Origin of the sequence: Paenibacillus sp. HB172176 (assembly GCF_011947265.1) — a bacterium.
GTDB lineage: Bacteria > Bacillota > Bacilli > Paenibacillales > Paenibacillaceae > Pristimantibacillus.
Genome location: NZ_JAATHD010000003.1, coordinates 1 through 20,129, shown reverse-complemented (window position 1 = coordinate 20,129; position 20,129 = coordinate 1). Strand labels below are relative to the sequence as shown.

The window sequence follows — 20,129 nt, the reverse complement described above, 5'->3', positions numbered from 1 at the left end:
TCATCATCCCCTTTATTGTGCTTAGTACAAGCACATTTACTTTTAAAAAAAGTTGCAGTCTGAACTGCAACTTTTTAGCACAGTATAGAACAAAAATCTGCTTTTGACTAGAGGAAGGTTCACTGGCCCATTACTTCGATGTCCGCAATCCCTCTTCCTGTATTAAGATTAGCATTTGGCAAGGGGCGCCCTAGAAAATTTGCCGATTCACTCCGAGCAGCCTTCTTCTGCGGTCATTGGCCCGTTCGACAACATCGGAAGGCGGCTTATAGCTTGCGTTCACATCATGACTCATATGAGGGACGATAAACTTTTTGCGATAGATGATTTGCTGCACATAACGCGGGGAGTCGCTCAAATTAGGAGCTCCCCGATGCCAAAGCTGGCTGTTGAACACGAGGCAATCTCCCGCATTCACAAGGATTGATTGCGGTCCTTCTCCCTTGTAGTCTTCGATCTCTTCGGTAAACTGCAAATGCTTCCCGGCCCGATGGGAGCCCCTCACCACTTGAGTAGGTCCCAGTTCCTCCGTAATATCATCCAGATAATAGAGAGCATTCATCAGATAGACCGGCATTTGAATCCGCGTATCGAGTTCAACGTCATCCGGCAGCGGGAAGAACAGCGCTTCATCGACATGCCATTTGCTCACCGCATTGTTCTTCATCGTACGCATGCCGTTCATGCTGCTAAGCTGACAATCCGGTCCAAGCACCTCTTCAATGAAATCAATAATGCCCGGCTGATCGACTAATTGCTCGAACACTTCTCCCCGCTCGAACATCGGTCCCTGCAGCATAACCTCCGGACCCTTTCCTTCGAATGCTTGCGCGATACCCGATTTGATTGCGGCCGTGGTCGCCGGGTCCAGCGCGTTCCGAAACACAACATAACCGTCCCGATGCAACTGCTCAAGCTGCTCCGCATACTTGCTTTCCGACTTTATCATGACAGATCTGCCTCCATTAATTCCATTTTCTTATTTTTTTCATTCGACTGCTCGTCAACGATTCGGTAGTGACAACCACCTTCTGAGGAATCTTGTAGGCAGGCAGCCGCTCCATACAATAGGAACGAATCAATCCTCGCAGCTCACGCAAGCTCATCTCCTTATGTAGCCTGACCGTTGCTTTGACCAATTGCCCGGTTATGCCGCTTGGTTCCCCGCTGACCGCCACCTCCGAAATCACATCCATCTGTTGCAGCACATTCTCTACCTCTGCGGGGTATACCTTCTCTCCACCCACATTAATCATCTCCGAGCATCTGCCCAAAATACGTATCGAATTCCCTTCCAGCACCGCTTCATCTCCCGTCCGAAGCCACCCGTCAGCTGTGAAGGGACTCGGCGCGTTCAAATAACCAAGCATCGCGGTGTCCGATTTCAACTCCAGCATGCGGTCGACGATGCGATATTGCGCTTCTCCTTCAGCCAACGAGAACGAGAGCGAATCCGAGCTTGCGGAGCGCGTTCGCAGCACGCCGAGCTCGGACATGCCGTAGGCTTGAATGGTGCGGACGCCGGGAAATTGCTGGTTCCACAGCTCCAGCGTATGCTGCGGCATCACCTCCGAGCCGTAGGAGACAATGCGAAGACTGGACATGTCATAATCCTTATAAGCCCCGCTAAGCAGGAGCAGCCTCATGAAGGTTGGCGAAGTCGGCAACGCTTCGATGCGATAACGCTCAATCATGCTGCATACAGCGTCAGGAGAGCGATCCTCCGCAATGTACAGGCAGCCCCCGCTTGCCAGAGACTGCAGCAGCGTATTCAAGCCTCCGATGTGATCGAACAGCATGAACGGAATGAGGCGATGACTTCTGCCGGCCCTTTGAAACTTGCTAAGCAGACGGTCCGCATGATGCACCACCGCTTTGCTTTTGCCCGTGGAGCCGGAGGAGAACAGGACCAGTCCGGCTGCTCCTTCCTGGAGCAGCGAAGACAGCAGCGGATGATGAACAGTTCGGAGCCCCCTGACTATATAGCTTATCTGTCCGTTGACCAGATGAATACAGGCCGACGCTTCCGCAATATTCAGATACTCCTCCTTCTGCGGCGCGGGCAGCTTGGGCTCGAGAAGTATAACAATGTTGTCGGCCATCAGCAGGGCGAACAACGCCGCTATCGTATCCGGCGCATAATCGCCCTCAAGCGCAATGATACGCCGCTTCAAATCGGCTTGCTCCAATTGCCCCGAGAACGAAGCAGCCTTCTCCTGCAGCCAGCCGTAAGAGAATGGCTTATCTCTCCAGACCATGGCCGGTCGCTCGCCATATTCGCCAACAAAGCGCTCTACTAACCATTCCGCGCTCATCCCGCTTCCTCCAGATGACCGGCCAAATAGTTGACCAGACTTTCTACCGTGCGGAACGGATTATCACTTTGCTGCGGCAGCCCCATCTCGGTCAGTTCAATCCTGGTTCCTAATTGCTCTTCAATGGATTGCTCCACAACGGCAAGCAGCGAGACGAGCCCAAGCGAATCCAGATAGCCGTCTCGCCCGTACAAGGCCGTGCCCGAGCCAAGCTCTCCGGGTAGAGAAGCAGCGTGCGAGAGCGTAACCTCCCGACAGCCGTCCAACACGATGTCGAGCAGCTTGCTTTGGTTGCTCCGGTTCGGCGACAAAGCATCTCCCTGCCCGGAATCTGTCCGGTCGAGCAAGACTGCGGCTCCCGAATAATGCGCCTCCAGCCGTTCGTAGAAATCGAATTCGCGTCTGACCAGCTTTCCGACAAAATCAATAACCCGATGAGCTTGCTTGCCCTTTCGCAGCGCTGAACTCGAGCCGACAAGCAGCTTATGCGCCTGCTCCCAGCAGCGAAGCATATCATCGAATTCAAGCGCGAATGGAGTCTCTCCATGACCGGGCAGCCGTGCCAGATCATGAAGAAAATCGCGGAAGAAGTATCGGCTCCAGCGCATATCGAACAGCAACGCGGAGAGCGCGCCGAATATCGCGTTCTCTCCCGACAGAAAGGCGGCCGTTTGCTTCAGCAGCCTTAATGAAACAGCGTGACCGAAAAAATAGCTTTTTCCGCCGATTTCAATTTCTCTGCCCTTCAGGAACTCATGAATCTGCGTTCGCAGAACCCGAAGCATTGCCTCCTCATAGGAAGCCGGCGACAAGGAGCGCTCCGCCGCAATTTCCACAGTGCAATAGGAATGAATCTCTTCTCTTCGTTTGGCGGCTGCAAGCTCGGGTATGGCTTTGTTGCCTCTCCAAAATTCATGGAAAGAGGACATAGACAGCTCGCCCTTGTAGCGAGACGGCACAGGATCGTAGACCATCACTCCGGCGTCGTTCATGCCGTACACGGCCAGCCAATGATCGACAAGATAAAGGCGAGAATTCGGGTCGACCAGCTTCTCGATATACAGGGGATTCAAATAATCATCGCAATACGGCAAATAATAGCTTGTGCCTGTCGTAATCAGCAGCTCGCCCCGCTCAATAACCTCATGGGCATGTGCCATCCCTGCATCGAAGCCGCCCCGCTCCGTCTTGCCCTTCATTATCCATACCGCTTCCTTGTAGCCCAGCTTGTCGAAATAGGCCTTCATCAGGCCTTCGCCGGAGCATGCCGGCAAGCCGTACAACCGGGAATTGGCGAGCAAGCTCAGACTGCTCGCCGCATTTTGCCGCAGCAGCACTTCATGAATAAGGGGGAAATTGCAAGGATAGTAATACGGAATCTCCATGAGCGGTTCAAAATTGTGCATGTCTGCCATTCCTCCTCTCAGCTTCGTCAGTTTTCGGTTTACTGAAGCCTTCAATTCTATATTCAAGCTCCAGCTCTCGATCCGCCCGGAGGTGTCGATTCGGCATTCGCCGCCCCTCCGAGTCAAGCTCGAATCTCCGAAAGCCCTGCGTGAACCGAAATTGATAGCCGCTGTCCCGAGGCAAAAGAAATTGACCGCTGTAGCGGCCCCCGCCCGTATGGACAAGCCTCATCCCCATGCCGCCGTAGATCGCATCCGCAGGCGCCTGACCTGACGCGACACGGGCGGATACCTTGACCGTGACAAGCGGCGACAGCTCCGGAACAATCTCGTACTCTCGGGAGACCTCCAACCCCTCCGCCATGACCCGCACGCGGCATACGCCTGTTCGCTTCGGCACAAGGCAACCGTCGCGACCCACATCCAGCACATCAGGCTCATCGGAATGATAGACCGCATCCATGGCCGTCATTCGCAAGCCATTCTCATACCGGATAATCGGATTCAAGCGCACGCTCTTGCCTCTAAGCCCAACCGTTGTTCGGCCTGGAAGCTCCAGCGAGACGGGCTTGCTCCGCTTGCCGAACATATAGAGCAATGGCAGATGAACACGCCTGCCCCAAGCCTCTTCTTCATGCGCCGCTTCAGGCTCCAGAAGAAACGCCAAATCCGTCCTGTATTGAAAGCCTTCGTCCAGCAGCCGATCCGCCACCCTCAGCGCATGCTCCGGCAGGAACAAGCCTTCGGCATCGCCGATATCGAGCCAAATCCGCAGCGGTCTCCGGCCGGAGAAATCGCGGTACAGCTTCTCCTCGATCAGCCCCGTCTGCGAAGTCTCGTCAAGACTCGCCTTGATGAAATAAGGAGAGAGCAGCATCAGCATGCCGAAGCATTGCGGATTGCGAAATCCGATATGATAGGTTGACAGTCCCCCCGCCGAAGCGCCCATCAACGCAGTGTTCGCCGCATCCCGCAGCGTCAAATAGTTGTTATCGATATAGGGCTTCAGCTCATGAATAATGAAATGCTCATAGGCCATGCCGGAGCAGGCAATCTCGGCCGCTTCCTCGGCGGGAGCTTGAAAGTGGTAGAACTCATTGGCAGTCGCAGGCCTCACATGCGCGATGGCAACAATGATGATTTCCTCGATTAGCCCTTCCGCAATCAATCTGTCGCAGGCTTCGTCCATTCTCCACGAATCCCCTTCTGGATGCGTCTGCTTGAATGCGCGTTGCCCCGCGTGCATGTAAAGCGCAGGATATCGCTTGTCTCCCTCCTCTTCGTAGCCCGGCGGCAAATAAATATAAATCGCTCTTGCATTGTCCAGCTTGCTCCCGTAGAAATCAGTAATCGTTACAATCCTAGAGCCTGCCCGCAACGTTTCTCTCCTCCTTCACCTTCCTTATTCGCTTAATCGCCGCGAAGTCAATCCTCCCTTCCGCTGGCCACTGAGTTTCGGCAATGCTCTTCTGCAGACTAACGACAAACAACCCCGTCTCTCAACATGAGCAGACGGGGTTGTTTTCAAAAACGCATGTCGTTTTCGAAAAAGCATGGCCCTCAAATTAGCCTTTAATTCCTTACAAGCGTATCATAGTCGATTCAATAATATTTGTAAATAATTAATTTTAAATATATATATTGACATATATTAATCATTTTAATTATGATAAGAACGTAAAATTAATTTGAGGGCCATGCTTTTTCGATTTAGGCAGCGAATCATGCTTCCCATTTCGGAAACAACCCCGGTATCTCCTTGCGTAAGGAGCTGTCGGGGTTTTTTGCCCTTTCGAGAGGAGTGAACAGTAGAGCTCGACCAGGTTTTTATCTGTCATTGATGCAATTAAACCCAGAAAGGCGGAATGAAATGATCAGCTTATGGAGAAAATCATGCTTGGCCTTGCTTATGTCAGCCCTTATCCTCTGCGGCTTGCAGTTGCCCGCAGCAACAAGCGATACGGCGTACGCCGCCCCGGACACCTCTGTCACCAACAAGCAAAATTTCAGCACCGATGTCATTTATCAGTTATTCACGGATCGCTTCTACGACGGCAACTCCTCCAATAACCCGACAGGATCGGCCTACGACGCAAGCTGCACCAATTTGAGACTGTATTGCGGAGGAGACTGGCAGGGCATTACGGACAAAATAAACGCCGACTATTTCACCGATATGGGCATTACCGCGTTATGGATTTCCCAGCCCGTCGAGAACATCTACTCCGTCGTCAACTACTCCGGCACATCCATAACCTCTTACCACGGCTACTGGGCCCGCGATTTCAAGAAAACGAATCCCTACTTCGGCAGCTTCACCGACTTCGAGAATCTCATCAGCGCGGCTCATGCCAAAGGGCTGAAGATCATTATCGATTTCGCACCCAATCACACCTCGCCTGCCATGGAGACCGACTCCTCCTTCGCGGATAACGGACGGCTTTACGATGACGGGACCTTGCTGGCCGGTTATACCGGCGACACTGCCGGCATCTTCCATCATAACGGCGGCACCGATTTTTCCTCGCTGGAGGACGGCATTTACAAAAACCTGTACGATCTCGCCGACATCAACCACAACAATTCGCAAATTGACACTTATTTCAAGGACGCAATCAAGCTGTGGCTCGACCTCGGCATTGACGGCATTCGCGTTGACGCAGTGAAGCATATGCCATTCGGCTGGCAGAAGAACTGGATGTCCGCCATCAATGAATACAAGCCGGTGTTCACGTTCGGCGAATGGTTCCTTGGCGCGAACGAGAGCGATCCCAACAATTATCAATTTGCCAACGAATCCGGCATGAGTCTTCTCGACTTCCAGTTCAATCAGAAGGTAAGACAGGTGTTCCGCGACAATACGGACACGATGTACGGTCTCGACAGCATGCTAACGTCGACCGCCGCCAACTACAATCAGGTCAACGATCTCGTTACCTTTATCGACAATCACGACATGGACCGCTTCAAAACGGGCAGCGTCGACAACCGCCAGCTTGAGCTTGCCCTGGCTCTGACGCTTACCTCGCGAGGAGTGCCCGCCATCTACTACGGCACCGAGCATTACCAGACAGGCAGCGGCGATCCCGACAATCGCGGGCCCATGACCTCCTTCTCCGAGACGACAACCGCCTTCAATGTCATTAAAGCGCTGGCGCCGCTGCGCAAATCCAATCCCGCAATCGCCTACGGCACAACACAGCAGCGCTGGATTAACAACGACATTTATATTTACGAGCGGAAATTCGGAGACAGCGTCGCCGTCGTCGCGATTAACCGCAATCTCTCTTCCTCCGCCTCAATCAGCGGGCTCTTGACCAGCCTCCCGGCGGGAACCTATACGGATGCGCTGTCCGGCTTGCTAAGCGGCAACAGCGTGACCATCGGAAGCGGAGGCGCGGCTTCGACCTTCACTCTGGCTCCCGGAGCAGCCGCCGTCTGGCAATCGACGCCCGCGCAGACAACGCCGAAGCTGGGCCATATCGGGCCGGTCATGGGCAAAGCCGGCACGGTCGTAACCATCGACGGTCGAGGCTTCGGCTCATCCAAGGGCACCGTCTATTGGGGAACCACGGCCGTAACAGGATCAAGCATTCTAAGCTGGGAAGACACCCAGATCAAGGTCATCGCTCCTTCCGCGACAGCAGGACAATACAACATCAAAGTTAGATCCGCCGGAGCGGTAGACAGCAATGCTTATAATGGCTTCAATCTGTTAAGCAACTCGCAAGTCTCCGTCCGCTTTATCGTGAACAATGCCACAACGTCTCTAGGCGAGAACGTCTACCTGGTCGGCAATACGGCGGAGATTGGCAACTGGACTCCCGCCAAGGCGATCGGCCCATTGTTCAACCAGATCATAGCGTCATATCCAACCTGGTATTATGATGTAAGCGTTCCGGCTAACACGGCTCTGGAATTCAAGTTCATTAAGAAGAACGGCTCTACGGTCACCTGGGAGGGCGGCAGCAACCATACGTTCACAACGCCAGCCTCCGGCACCGCCACCGTTACAGTGAATTGGCAATAACCGTTGCAGACTCTGTGCTGCAAGCCGGGTAAATCCGGCCGCCAATAAACCGAAGAACCCCAAGCCATGTCCACCGGATATGCGCGAAGGGGTTCTTTGTTGTCCAGACTTAAGCTAGTTGTACGTTCTTATTGGGGCAAAGAGCAGGCAAGCCGCCGTTCCCACAATGAGCATAAGCAGTCCTTGCCAGCCCAGAACGAGATGAACGCCGTGCCTGTCCGCCAGTACGGAGCTGACGGTCAGACCAAGCATGGGAGCGACGCTTGTAACGGCCCCCATAAAGCCGTATATTCGTCCTTGCATTTCGATCTGGACCTCCGTCCGCAATATAATTTGCATCAGCATGGAGCAGAATGCAAACAAAATGCCGCCAAGCAGAATAAACGGCAGGGCGGGCAAAGCCGAATCCATCATGGCGATCAGGGAGAAAATCGGACCAAGCAGCAGCATTCCCGCGAAAATAAGCCAGCCTCTGCGTCCAAGCCTCTTGGCGAGGCCGATAATCATGCCGGCCCCCAGCATATAGCCAAGCGGAATGCACATCTCGATCAAGCCAAACGAGATGGGACCGGCCTTCCAGCTATTAACGGCCAACACCTGTATCAGCATCAGAGAAGACATGAAGAACATGATGAGCAGCGGATTGAGGAGAAGGAGGGAACGGGTCAGCGGATCCCGAACAATATAGGCGAGTCCTTGCCGCCACTCCTTCAGGAGAGAAACGCTCTCCTGCTCGCGGCGCTGCGCTTGCGGCGATGTGAATTTGCCGGCCGCAAGCACGCAGGCGGCAGACAGAAGAAAGGTGGCGGAATTGGCCAACATCGCGGCAAAGCCGCCGAACAGCGCGACGATGACTCCCGCCATGGATAAGCCGGCTATTCGCGCAATATTATCCGTTAAATGGATGATGCTGGTCGCTTCCTGCAACCGGTCGCGTCCGACGAGATGGGTAACGGAGGTGTGAAAGGCCGGAGCCTGGAACAAGCTGGAGAATGCCGATACGGTCACTAGAACAAGCATGACGTAAAACGGCGCATGCAGCAGAAACAAGCTAATGCCAAGCATTGCGGCGATCGTCGCCCTTAGCATATCGGATACCAGCATCGCCATGCGTCGATCGAGCAGATCGGTTACCGTCCCCGCGAAGGAACCGAGCAGCACGTTAACGACCATATAGCAGATTTGCACCGCCGCCATCATTTTGGCGCTGCCCGTTGTCTGCAGCACCCACAGGCTCAGCGCCACTCCGCTGAAACAATCGCCGAATACGGCAATCGTATTGCCGGAGATCAGGAAAACAAAGGCCCTGTTTTGACGAAGAGTTTTGCCGCCGACGTGTGCCGCAGCTTCATTGACAGAATGTGTTGCCTTCATTTCAATAGGGAATCACCTACTTTCATCGCCGTTGCGGGTTCGCGTCATTTCAGCACCGCCGTAGAGTAAGGGGGCAGCGACAGCTTTCCGTTGTGAAGTGCCGTCTTATCCGGCTGGCTAGCGAAGCGGATCCTGTCGAAAGCGCCGTATTTGTCGGAGGAGGGCAGCTCTACAGCCTGCTCGCTGCCGGACATATTATGCACAACCAGCACGCGGCTGCGACTGTCCATTCGAATGTAGGCGCCCACCTTCTCATTGTCGATTGTGAACTCATCGATCGAGCCGTTGCGCAGCGCCTGCTCCTCTTTCCGCCACTGCAGCAGCATGCGATAGTGGTTAAGCAGCGAGTCCTGCTCATGCTTCATCGCTTCCACACTCTCTCCTCCATCCCGATTATAGCGTTGCTCCTCCCACGTCGTTTGTCCTGCAGCTTGATCGTTTGCCTCCATCCATGGCATGGGCTCGCGAATGCTCTCATCCGGCTTCATGCCGCGCATGCCAATCTCCTCCCCGTAATACAGAAACGGATTTCCCGGCAGCGTGAGCAGTATGGAGGCGGCCATCGCCGCATGCTGCTTATTGTTGCCAAGCAAGCTCATTACGCGATTCTGATCATGATTGGTCAGGAAGATCGCATCCACGAATTGTCCATTCGAAGCCTTCTCGAATACGCTGTAGATTCGTTTGAGCGTGAAGGCGATATCGGCTCCGCGCTCATCCCTTGCGGCCGCAATAATTCGCTCTCCCAGATCAAAGTTGAAGCCTGAATCAAAGGCATTCGACAAATAGGGAGCCACGACGGTCGGCGAATCCCATATTTCGCCTACGAGGTAAGCTCCGTCGTTCACTTCATCGAGTCCGCTTCGGAATTGCTGCCACCATCTCTGATTATCCGCGACAACGGCTTCCGAATATTGCGAGGAGGAGAAATCGCCGAATATATGCTTGGCCGCATCCAGACGGAATCCATCCAGACCTTGCGAAAGCCAGAACTTGCCGATCTCGACAAATTGCTGCCGCACCTCCTCGTTGGCGAAATTCAAATCCGGCATGCCTTCCCAAAAAATACCCAGGTATTTGGAGCTTCCATGCGGATGCCACGGACTTCCGTTGCCTGCGGCATTGTCGCTCGGCACCGTCTCTTCCGCAGCTTTAATCGTATACCAGTCCCGATAAGGACTGTCCTTACTCTCGATGGCTTCCTTGAACCAGGGATGCTCGCTGCTCGTGTGGTTAACGACCAGATCGGCAATCACCAAGATATCGCGTTTATGAGCCTCCGCAACCAGGTTGCGCAGATCCTCAAGCGTGCCATAATCGGGATTAACCGCATAATAGTCCGTCACATCATATCCATGATAGCTTGGCGAAGCCGTAATCGGCATCAGCCAGATCCCTTCGACACCAAGCTCCTGCAAATAATCCAGCTTCTCCGTTACGCCGTTCAAATCTCCGATGCCGTCGCCATTCGTGTCATAGAACGAACGCACGAAGATTTCGTAATACACTCTCGACGGCTGTTCATCCGCCTCCCAGCGTACGGGAACCAGCTTCTCCGAGGAATCTGCAGCGGACTGCTTCGCCGCATCTTTCCCCTCGTCAAAGCATCCGGAGGCCAGACTCATGAGCATGACAACTATAACAAGCGTCATGTGACGCAGTCCAATCATCGAACGCTGTCTCCTGCGACTCGGCATCCTCCTCATCCTTTGGAGGCCCCCGAGGTTAAGCCTTGCACGAGGAAGCGCTGCAGGAAGACAAAAAGCAGCGTAATCGGAATCGCAATCAGCACCGCGCCGGACGCGAACATCGTGAAATTGCTGTTCTGGAAGCTGTTGACCAAATCCCACATGCCTACAGCCAGCGTCCAGTTCTCCTTGGTGCGCAGCACCAGCCTTGCAAAAATAAAATCAACCCATGCGCCCGTAAAGCTGGTAAGCGCCACATACGTCAATATAGGCCGTGACAGCGGCAGCATAATCTGGGTGAATACGGTGAGATTGCTCGCTCCATCAATTCTCGCCGCTTCATCCAGACTGCGCGGAATCGTATCGAAGAAGCCCTTCACGATAAAGCCGCCCAGCACAGAGCCTGCGGAATAGACGAGCACGAGCGCGGTATGCGTATCCAGCAGCTTAAGCTGCAGCAAAATAATATAGATGGCAATCAAGCTCATGAAGCTCGGGAACATGCCCAATACAAGCATGGCCGTCAATGCCGTTTTCCGGCCCTTGAACTGAAAACGCGACATCGCATACATGCCAAGCGTGACGAGCATTGTCGAGAACACCATCGTCAGCGAAGCAATCTTGAGCGTATTCAAATACCATCTGCCGTATAGAAACGAAGGCGTAGTGAACAGCTCGCGGTAATGATCCAAAGTGAAGCTGCTCGGCCACAAGCTGTCGCTGTACAAGGCCGCCCCCGGACGCAAGGAGGATAGCACGATCCACAGCACAGGGTAAACGGCAAAAACCGTCAAGATCAGCAGTGCCATATAGCTTAGCGCCAGGCTTACCACACTTTTTTTGCGATTCATTGGATCATGTCCTCCTCTTTGTAGGAACGCGAACGACGGAAATTCCAGATGGAGAACGACGCCACCAACAGGAATATAATAATGCCGATCGCGGAAGCCATATTGTATTTGCTGTTATCGAGCGTTAATTTGTACAGCCATGTTACGAGCAGATCGGTCGCTCCGGCGAACTGGTAATCGCCTTTGATCGGGTTGCCGTTGGTCAACAGGAAGATTACGTTAAAGTTGTTGATATTTCCGGCAAATTGCATAATAAGCACCGGAGCGGTGGCGAATAAAATAAACGGAAGCGTAATAATGCGAAATTTCTGCAGCACCGTCGCTCCGTCCACCTCGGCGGCTTCGTACAAATCGCGAGGAATTGACGTCAACACGCCAAGAATAAGCACCATCGTTACCGGGATGCCCAGCCACATATTCACGACAATTACCGTCACCTTCGCCCAGAACGGGTCGGTCAGCCAGGGCAGTCCATCCAATCCGAATGCACGGAAATATTGATTAATCGGACCGAATTGGCCGTTAAACAAATTGCGCATCAGCAATAAGGAGATAATTTGGGGAATCGCATACGGCAAAATAAAGATCGTGCGCCACAGCTTCTTGAAGCGAATGCCCTGCTGCTCAATCAGCAGCGCCACAAGCACGCCGCCAAAATAAGTCGTCACCGTCGCCAGCACCGCCCAGATCAAAGTCCAGGTCAATACGCCGATGAACGTATGGCTCCAGGTTTTGAGCTGCAGCAAATCCGTGAACGTCTTGAAGCCGACCCAATCCACAAGCTTAGCCGGTGGAATATGATCGGGAGCCGAATAATTCGTAAAAGCAAGCATGATTGTAAAAATAATGGGCATTATTGTAAAAAATAAAACGCCCAGCGATGGAAAAAACAATAATAGCTGCGGAAAATAACGATCGGCAGTGCCGCGCTTCAGCTTCACGATATCTCGGTTGCCGTTCGACTCGTCGAAAACCTTCGCGGTCTGATAGGCGTCGTAAATATTGACCACATAAAGAACCAGGAAAACAAATAAAACAAAGAGAACGAGCAGGCCGTCCAGCATCAAAAAAATCGAATGATCTCCCTTAACCAATTGCGTCGATCCGCCTTGCTTGACGAATTTCTGCGTCTTCTCTCCGAGTGTAACAATGCCCCAAACGGCGTCTGCCAGCCGCGGGGCCAAATAAAAGATACCTAGCGCTTCAACAAGCAGAAAAGCGATTCCCTTCCGCCATTGTCTGTTGTACATTTGCCCAAGCCCTTGCGCCAGCACGGACAAGATAGTTGCCGTCAGTCTAGTCTTCGTCATGATCTCCGCTCCTCTCCTCCCAATCGCCCGCCGGAAGCTGCTTCCGGCGGGCAGGCTGTTATTTTTCCTTGCTGCTTAGGAGGAAGTAATAGCTTCCTTGATTTGCTTAACCGCATTATCCAGCGATTCCTTCACGTCCTTGCCGTCATCCCAGATTGCTGCGATGCCTGCGGTAATCGGGCCCCATACATTGCCCATTTCGGGAATCGACGGCATTGGAGTCGAGTTGTTGAACTGCTCCAGAAACGCTTTGGTCACCTCGTCGTTGCTGATGACCGGATCGGCAGCGGCTTCCACATTCGATGGCAGCAGACCGTTAGTCTCAAAGTTTTTGAGCTGAGCTTCTTTGGTGGATAAGAAGCGCGCGAACAGTTTAGCCGCATTCGGGTAGTTGGAATTCGCATTTACGTAATAAGCTTTAACGCCGGAGAAGGAAACCATTGGCTTGCCGTTGATCGTCGGCAGCGGCGCAACGCCGAAATCGAGTCCATCGGTTGCGCGATAATCCGACAGCGCCCATGGCCCGTTAATATCCATAGCCAACGTGCCGCCCGTGAACAAGCCCTTCTTGATATCGTAGTTCACATCGCCCGTATTCAGCGGCAGCACCTTCTCCTTTAAGGTTTGCATGAATTTGCCGCCTTCGATGGAGCCCTCATTGTTCAGGCCGATATCGTTTTTATCCGTGTTTTCCTGACCGAACATATAACCGCCCGGCGTTACCAGGAATGCATAATCATAATAGAATTGCTGCAGCTCCCACATCAGAGCGAATTTATTATTTTTCACATCATTGAACGTTTCGGCAAAGGAAATAACCTCGTCCATCGTCTTCGGCGGCTCGGGAATCAGCTTTTTGTTGTAGTACAAGGCATAGGTTTCAACCGCATACGGATAGCCGTACAGCACATTGTCGAAGGTGACAGCCTTGACTGCGTTCTCCGCATTTTCGCTGACGGTTTCATCCTTAAACTCCTCATTCGGGAAGATTAGACCGGCCTGCGCGGCGCGGCCAATCTGATCATGCGGGAATACGACAACATCCGCGCCGAGACCGGCAGGACCGTCAGTTGTCAGCTTGGTCACCTGATCCGGGGGCGCAAGCTCCTCCATTTTGACCGCCACGCCGTATTGCTGTTCAAATTCCTTGGCCATCGTCTCGATGAACGTCCGCTGATTTTTATCTTCCCAGATAATCAGGCTTGCTCCTTCTTCCGGCTGAAGTCCCTCCGTTATTTCGTTGGTTGAAGTAGCCTCGACGTTTTCCGGCGATGCGGACGGAGGAGACGTCACATTGTTGTTGCCTCCGTTGCCGGAACTGCATGCCGCTAGCGCGATTGCCATGATGGATATGGCCGTAGTACTTAACACCTTTTTCATTTTGCTTGCCCCTTTCGAATCCAATTAGTCCGCAAACATGCGCTGACCGCCTTCTCTTAAATCATTCCTGTCAAGAATGACTAAGTCTATCGGGCCTGCAGAGAGTGATGCCGAAACAATATGTGCAAACGTTTGTATTATCTAGCTGAGTCCACCATGTTTTCCGCATAAAAATAGCATTTCTCCCTCTGAAACAATCCCGATTCATGATGAAAGCGCTATATTGCGTGGTCTCATCATACAACATGGAAAATAAGTTGTAAAAACGATTGCACGCCCTTTTTTGGTTGAGAATGGCAATTGAAAAGGAGATTTTCTCATAAAATCATGGATTATCTCTGTTTTTCGCATTATTTTGCAGGTTGACTTCCCCAAAGACAATCTGCTATTTACAAGCAAAAGGGTATGGATTACCATTAAGATTATTCTGGTTCAAACGATTGCAAAGAGGTGTGCGGCAATGATCACAATAAAGGACATCGCCAAGTTGGCAGGCGTGTCTCCCTCTACAGTGTCGCGGGTTGTATCAGGCAGCCCTCGCATAAGCAGGGAAACAACGGCCAAGGTGAAACGCATTATGGACGAACTCGGCTACCACCCGAACGAAATGGCCAAAAGTCTCGTATCCAAGACCAGCCATGCGCTTGGCATCATGCTGCCCCGTCCGGCGGAAGAGCTTTTCCACAACGATTTTTTCGGCGAGCTGCTGCGCGGAATTGTGACGCAGTCGACCCGAATGGGCTACGATTTGCTCATGACAACTGTCAGCGGGGAACGGGACGAGCTCAGCACGATTTCGCGACTCGCGCGAGGAAGACGGGTTGATGGCCTGGTATTGCTGGGCTCGCGAAGGGATGACCCGTTAATCGCTTATTTAAGCGAGAATAAGTTCCCCTTCGTCGTCATTGGCCGAAGCGAAACCCATCCTGAGGCGCTCATGGTAGACAACGACAATGTACAGGCATCCTACGATGCAACGAAGCATTTAATCGTTCAAGGCCATAAGAGAATCGGCTTCGTCAGCGGTCCTCCCAACCTGACGTTGTCCCATGACCGGTTAAAGGGCTATCGGAACGCGCTCGCCGAAGCCCGCCTTGAGAGCAGGGAGGAATGGATTGTCGAAGGAGAGTTCCTGCAGGAAAGCGGATTTCGCTCCATGTCCATGTTCATGAGCATGAGGGAGAGGCCGACTGCCCTCATCGCCATTGACGATAATGTCGCCTTCGGCGTGTTAAGCGGACTAGCTGAGCTTGGCTATCGCGTCCCGGAGGATTTAAGCCTGATCGGCTTTAACAATATTCCGTTAGCCGAGCTCGCCGCTCCCCCGCTTAGCTCAATCGATATCGGAACCTATCAATTGGGCTATACGGCGATAGCGTCGCTAATCAAGCTTATTCAAGGGGAGAGGCCCCATCAGAATCCGATTCTTATTCCCCATAAGCTCGTCGTGCGCGCTTCATCGCTCCATCATCTCTAACAGTGATTGTTCAAAAATCAGGCTAGCCAATTTGATACCGCTCATGTATAATGGTGCCAAATCATAAAGGCAATGCTACCCAAAAGGTACAACCTCGGCAGAAAACTAGCTGGGGGGTGCCTTTTTTTCTGTTATTTGGATTTCTGCCGGTGATTACTCTAACATGAAAAAGGAGTGTCAGCCCATGCAACGTGAAGCCATTTATCACAGAGCAAAACAAAACTGGTCCTATGCGTACGATACCGAGACGATTCATATCCGGATACGCACCAAACGCGGCGATGTTGAGCAAGTCATTGCCATTACCGGCGACAAATACGCCTGGAAGCAAACACGCGAGGAGCTGCCCATGTCCGTCTTCGCCTCAGACGAACTGTTCGACTACTGGGAGGCGCACGTGAAGCCTCCGTTCCTCAGGCTGCGTTACCTGTTCCAATTCGTTAGCGGCGACGAGGTCGTCTATCGCTCCGAGCGCGGCTTTCTGGATGCCGAGCCCCAAATCAGCGAAGGCTTCTACGAGTTTCCCTTCCTGAATCCGGTCGATGTATTCACTCCCCCAGCCTGGGTCAAGGAAGCGGTATTCTATCAGATCTTCCCCGAGCGCTTTGCCAATGGAGACGCTTCGCTAAATCCCGAGCGCATCGAGCCGTGGGGCAGCCAGCCTACTCCAACCAATTTTTTCGGCGGCGACCTGCAAGGCGTGCTCGATCATCTGGATTATCTGGAGGAGCTGGGTATTAACGCGATTTATTTCAATCCCCTGTTCGAGGCGACGACCAATCATAAGTACGATACCGCGGACTATATGCGGGTCGATTCCCATTTCGGCAATAACGAGAAGCTGAAGGAGCTGGTAGAGGCCTGTCACGAGCGAGGCATTCGCGTCATGCTCGACGCCGTCTTCAACCATGTCGGCCATACGTTTCCCGCTTTTGTCGACGTTCTTAAGAATGGCGAAGCCTCCCCCTACAAGGATTGGTTCCATATTCACGACTTCCCTCTGAACTCGCAGTCCGGGAAGCTGAATTATGCCACATTCGCCTTCGAGCCGATTATGCCCAAGCTCAACACGGAGAATCCGGAAGTGAAAAGCTATCTGCTGAACGCGGCCCGTTACTGGATCGAGAAAGTCGGAATCGACGGCTGGAGATTGGATGTAGCCAATGAGGTTGACCATGCCTTCTGGCGCGAATTCAGAATGATGGTCAAAGAGGTGAATCCCGAGGTTTATATTCTCGGCGAGATCTGGCATGATTCCATGATGTGGCTGCAAGGCGACCAATTCGATGCGGTAATGAACTATCCGTTCACGGAGGCCGTCTTATCCTTCTTCGCCAGAGGAGAGATCGACGCTGCCCGATTCGCCGAGCTGCTCGGCGAACAGCTTGCCGCTTATCCTCAGCAAGTAACCGAGACAGCCTTCAATCTGCTTGGGAGTCATGATACCCCGCGGCTTCTGACCGTATCAGGCGAGAACGTACACCGAATGAAGCTTGCTGCCCTGTTCCAGCTCACTTATCCGGGTGCGGTATGCATCTACTACGGCGATGAAATTGGACTGAATGGCGGCGGCGATCCGGATTGCCGGAAATGCATGATTTGGGAAGAAGCGGATCAAAATCAGGAGCTCTTGCGTTTCTTCCGTCAAACGATTCGCATGAGACGTAATCATGATGCGCTGCGCAGCGTTCATATCCGGCTTCTGCAAGCCAAGGCCGGCAGCTCGGTTCTCCTCTATGAACGCAAAGGAAGCGATAACGAACGAATACTCATTGCGATGAATGCCGCTGATCAGATTGCGGAGCTCACCATCCCTTCGGAGCAGCAAGGCTTGTGGATGGACCTTGAGACCGGGGATAAAATCGATTTGAGACTTGAGAACGCGAGCCTATCGCTCTCTGCTTACGCATACAAAGTTCTGCTGTTTAAATCCTGATTGTCGGATAGATAGCTTTCCCTATTGACAACCCCTTCAATAAAATGGTAAGTTTGGCTTGGAAACCGGTTTCCCATCTTGAAAATTGGAGTAACGCCCTGATCAGGCCTATCTCCTCTCCCCCTCGTCAGTCAAACGAATTTCTACGAGAGATGTTCAAAACACGCACAATAAGCATTCTTTTTTTTGCAGCTCATACAATCGTTTGCACAACCTTTATTCACATCCTCGCATTTGAAATCAGCAGCCCAAGAATTCAAGCATAATCTGTAAGCGCTTCATTTATTTTGTTGGGAGGGAATTTATAATGCTTAGAAAATCGCTGTCCGCGGTATTGCTGTTCGCCCTTATGTTCACTCTTCTCTTCAATGGATTAACCAGCGCGCCGAGTACGGTCCATGCGGCGAGCATTGGCACAATCGACGAGAATGATACCATTTATCAAATAATGGTGGACCGTTTCTATGACGGGGATCCATCCAACAATGCAACCGGCAACGCCATTCGTTATGGTGAAACCTCCGAGGAGGATTTCCGCTACATGAAGGGCGGAGACTGGCAAGGCGTCATCGACAAGCTGTCTTACATCAAAAATATGGGCTACACTGCCATATGGATTTCGCCAGTAGCAGAGCCGCAAATGACGAATCGCGAAAATAACGGCTCCGGCCGCAATACCGCTTATCACGGCTATAACGTTAAGGATCCGAATAACGCCAATCCTTACTTCGGCACAAAGGAGAAGCTGAAGGAGCTGGTAGACGCCGCCCATGCGCAAGGCATCAAAATTGTCATTGACGTGGTGCCCAACCACATTGGCGATTATATGCTAGGCACGCAAGCCTATTATGATATTGCCGGGCTGCAGCCAGCCGCTCCCTTCAACAATCCGTCATGGTATCACCATAACGGAGACATCGACTGGTCTCAGGCAGACGGCGTCTATACGCAATGGGCGCAGGACTATCTGGAGAATCATGATCTTGCGGGCCTGGATGATCTCGATTTCGATGTACCCGCTGCCAAGCAAGCCATCTTCGACTCAATCAAGGGCTGGTTTGACTACACCGGTGCAGACGGCGCACGCGTAGATGCCGCGAAGCTGATGCATCCTTCCGATATCGGTGCCCTGGAGGACTATATCGGCGTCAATACGTTTGGCGAGAATTTTGACGGCAATCCTGAGTTTGTGTCCCGCTGGGTTGGCAGCGGAAAGGAATGGGGCATGCTTGATTTCCCTCTGTTCTTCTCGATACTGAACAGCTTCGCCTACGGCCAGTCCTTCGACAGCAGCATCAAGAGCACCTTGGCGCAGGATTCGGTATATAACGGCAATGAGAATCATATGGCCACCTTTATCGATAATCACGACCGCAATCGGTTTCTGCAGGAGGCCGGAGGCAGCGTCGATAAGCTGCAAAATGCGCTAAGCTTCCTCTTCACCGTTCGCGGCATGCCGGTTGTCTTCCAGGGAACGGAGCAGAATAAGGGCAATGGGAACAATCAAATTCTGAGCGGCGGCATTTCCGACACCTGGAATCGTTGGTCCATGGTGAAGCGCGACAGCAACGGAAACGTTCTGCAAGATTATTTCGACGAGAGCACGAATACGTACCAGCATGTAGCCAAGCTGAATCAGATTCGCAGAAGCTACGAGGCGCTGCGCACAGGCAAGCAGCGTGAAATGTGGTCCGCGCAAAATCTGTACGCCTTCTCCAGAAGAGTCGACAGCGGCGCTAATGTCGGGCAAGAGGTCATCTCCGTGTTCAGCAATGCTTCGAGCGGCTCGCAGACCGCAACCATCCCGCTTCGAGCGGAAAGTACTCTGCCTGTGGGCACGGTGCTGGTGAATCAGCTTAATACGAACGAATCCGTAACGGTGCAAAGCGGCGGCATAACCGGCAAGCAAATTACGGTTTCTGTAGCGGCCAACTCTTCCAAAATCTACGCGCAGGCCATCTCCGACCCGATTGCGCCATCGGCGCCCGGCAATGTGACCGCGCAAGTTCAAAGCGCATCCTCGATTGCGGTAAGCTGGACGGCCTCTACCGACAATATCGGTGTAACCGGCTACGAGATCTACCGTAACGGAGCTCTCGTCGGCACATCCGCATCGACCAGCTATACCGACAACGGCCTCGCCGGCAGCACCAGCTATGTCTACACGGTCAAGGCCGTGGACGCCGCGGGCAATCGCTCGGATTTCAGCAATCCTTCCGCAGCGGTGACGACGCCGGCCGGCAACAGCGTCACGATCTACTACGAGCAGGGCTTCTCTACGCCTTATATTCATTACCGTCCTGTCGGCGGCACGTGGACGACCGCTCCCGGAGTGCCCATCCCCGCCTCCGAGACGAGCGGC

The 20,129-nt window shown here is 52.9% G+C and carries 13 protein-coding genes; 4 read left to right on the top strand and 9 right to left on the bottom strand.

Going from position 1 to position 20,129, the window contains the following annotated elements:
- Positions 1 to 190 precede the first annotated feature (190 nt).
- From HFP08_RS05290 to HFP08_RS05275, 4 genes are read right to left on the bottom strand one after another with little or no spacing between them, the layout of a single operon-like run.
- The gene (locus HFP08_RS05290; RefSeq protein WP_168119503.1) at positions 191 to 949 is read right to left on the bottom strand and encodes a phytanoyl-CoA dioxygenase family protein; all 759 of its coding nucleotides are present in this window, start codon (positions 947 to 949) and stop codon (positions 191 to 193) included.
- A 16-nt stretch (positions 950 to 965) separates the two neighbouring features.
- Positions 966 to 2,315 (bottom strand): long-chain fatty acid--CoA ligase, encoded by a 1,350-nt coding sequence (locus HFP08_RS05285; protein WP_168119502.1) that lies wholly within the window; start codon positions 2,313 to 2,315, stop codon positions 966 to 968.
- Complete coding sequence (locus HFP08_RS05280; RefSeq protein ID WP_168119501.1) at positions 2,312 to 3,721, bottom strand: acyl carrier protein; 1,410 nt, start codon at positions 3,719 to 3,721, stop codon at positions 2,312 to 2,314. Before HFP08_RS05280 ends, HFP08_RS05285 begins: the two co-directional genes overlap by 4 nt.
- The gene (locus HFP08_RS05275; protein WP_168119500.1) at positions 3,708 to 5,099 is read right to left on the bottom strand and encodes an alpha/beta hydrolase; all 1,392 of its coding nucleotides are present in this window, start codon (positions 5,097 to 5,099) and stop codon (positions 3,708 to 3,710) included. Before HFP08_RS05275 ends, HFP08_RS05280 begins: the two co-directional genes overlap by 14 nt.
- A gap of 492 nt (positions 5,100 to 5,591) precedes the next feature.
- Here HFP08_RS05275 and HFP08_RS05270 point away from each other — a divergent pair, with 492 nt between their 5' ends.
- Positions 5,592 to 7,751, top strand: coding sequence for an alpha-amylase family glycosyl hydrolase (locus HFP08_RS05270; RefSeq protein ID WP_206109186.1), 2,160 nt, complete (start codon positions 5,592 to 5,594; stop codon positions 7,749 to 7,751).
- A gap of 114 nt (positions 7,752 to 7,865) precedes the next feature.
- On the opposite strand, the gene HFP08_RS05265 is transcribed toward HFP08_RS05270, so the two are convergent.
- From HFP08_RS05265 to HFP08_RS05245, 5 genes are all read right to left on the bottom strand, one after another.
- Positions 7,866 to 9,125, bottom strand: coding sequence for an MFS transporter (locus HFP08_RS05265; protein WP_168119499.1), 1,260 nt, complete (start codon positions 9,123 to 9,125; stop codon positions 7,866 to 7,868).
- Between the two features lie 44 nt (positions 9,126 to 9,169).
- Positions 9,170 to 10,795 (bottom strand): alpha-amylase family glycosyl hydrolase, encoded by a 1,626-nt coding sequence (locus HFP08_RS05260; RefSeq protein WP_168119498.1) that lies wholly within the window; start codon positions 10,793 to 10,795, stop codon positions 9,170 to 9,172.
- A 32-nt stretch (positions 10,796 to 10,827) separates the two neighbouring features.
- Positions 10,828 to 11,664, bottom strand: a complete 837-nt coding sequence (locus HFP08_RS05255) for a sugar ABC transporter permease (RefSeq protein WP_168119497.1) — start codon at positions 11,662 to 11,664, stop codon at positions 10,828 to 10,830.
- Entirely contained in the window at positions 11,661 to 12,974 is a 1,314-nt protein-coding gene (locus tag HFP08_RS05250) for a carbohydrate ABC transporter permease (RefSeq protein ID WP_168119496.1), read from the bottom strand. The genes HFP08_RS05255 and HFP08_RS05250 overlap by 4 nt, the downstream gene beginning before the upstream one ends.
- 75 nt (positions 12,975 to 13,049) lie before the next feature.
- Entirely contained in the window at positions 13,050 to 14,354 is a 1,305-nt protein-coding gene (locus HFP08_RS05245) for a sugar ABC transporter substrate-binding protein (RefSeq protein WP_168119495.1), read from the bottom strand.
- A 439-nt stretch (positions 14,355 to 14,793) separates the two neighbouring features.
- Between HFP08_RS05245 and HFP08_RS05240 the strand changes: the two genes are divergently transcribed.
- The 3 genes from HFP08_RS05240 to HFP08_RS05230 form a co-directional block, all read left to right on the top strand.
- On the top strand, positions 14,794 to 15,831 hold the full coding sequence (locus tag HFP08_RS05240; RefSeq protein WP_277345833.1) for a LacI family DNA-binding transcriptional regulator: 1,038 nt from the start codon (positions 14,794 to 14,796) through the stop codon (positions 15,829 to 15,831).
- Between the two features lie 184 nt (positions 15,832 to 16,015).
- Positions 16,016 to 17,767, top strand: a complete 1,752-nt coding sequence (locus HFP08_RS05235) for a glycoside hydrolase family 13 protein (protein ID WP_168119493.1) — start codon at positions 16,016 to 16,018, stop codon at positions 17,765 to 17,767.
- A 307-nt stretch (positions 17,768 to 18,074) separates the two neighbouring features.
- Positions 18,075 to 20,129: alpha-amylase family glycosyl hydrolase (locus HFP08_RS05230; protein WP_168119492.1), on the top strand; the 2,055-nt coding region annotated here is incomplete at its 3' end.

Bases quoted from the DNA above. Each gene is read 5' to 3' on its own strand.
- HFP08_RS05270 (WP_206109186.1), top strand. From the start codon at position 5,592: ATGATCAGCTTATGGAGAAAATCATGCTTGGCCTTGCTTATGTCAGCC.
- HFP08_RS05285 (WP_168119502.1), bottom strand. From the start codon at position 2,315: ATGAGCGCGGAATGGTTAGTAGAGCGCTTTGTTGGCGAATATGGCGAG.
- HFP08_RS05265 (WP_168119499.1), bottom strand. From the start codon at position 9,125: ATGAAGGCAACACATTCTGTCAATGAAGCTGCGGCACACGTCGGCGGC.
- HFP08_RS05280 (WP_168119501.1), bottom strand. From the start codon at position 3,721: ATGCACAATTTTGAACCGCTCATGGAGATTCCGTATTACTATCCTTGC.
- HFP08_RS05290 (WP_168119503.1), bottom strand. From the start codon at position 949: ATGATAAAGTCGGAAAGCAAGTATGCGGAGCAGCTTGAGCAGTTGCAT.
- HFP08_RS05235 (WP_168119493.1), top strand. From the start codon at position 16,016: ATGCAACGTGAAGCCATTTATCACAGAGCAAAACAAAACTGGTCCTAT.
- HFP08_RS05250 (WP_168119496.1), bottom strand. From the start codon at position 12,974: ATGACGAAGACTAGACTGACGGCAACTATCTTGTCCGTGCTGGCGCAA.
- HFP08_RS05245 (WP_168119495.1), bottom strand. From the start codon at position 14,354: ATGAAAAAGGTGTTAAGTACTACGGCCATATCCATCATGGCAATCGCG.
- HFP08_RS05260 (WP_168119498.1), bottom strand. From the start codon at position 10,795: ATGATTGGACTGCGTCACATGACGCTTGTTATAGTTGTCATGCTCATG.
- HFP08_RS05255 (WP_168119497.1), bottom strand. From the start codon at position 11,664: ATGAATCGCAAAAAAAGTGTGGTAAGCCTGGCGCTAAGCTATATGGCA.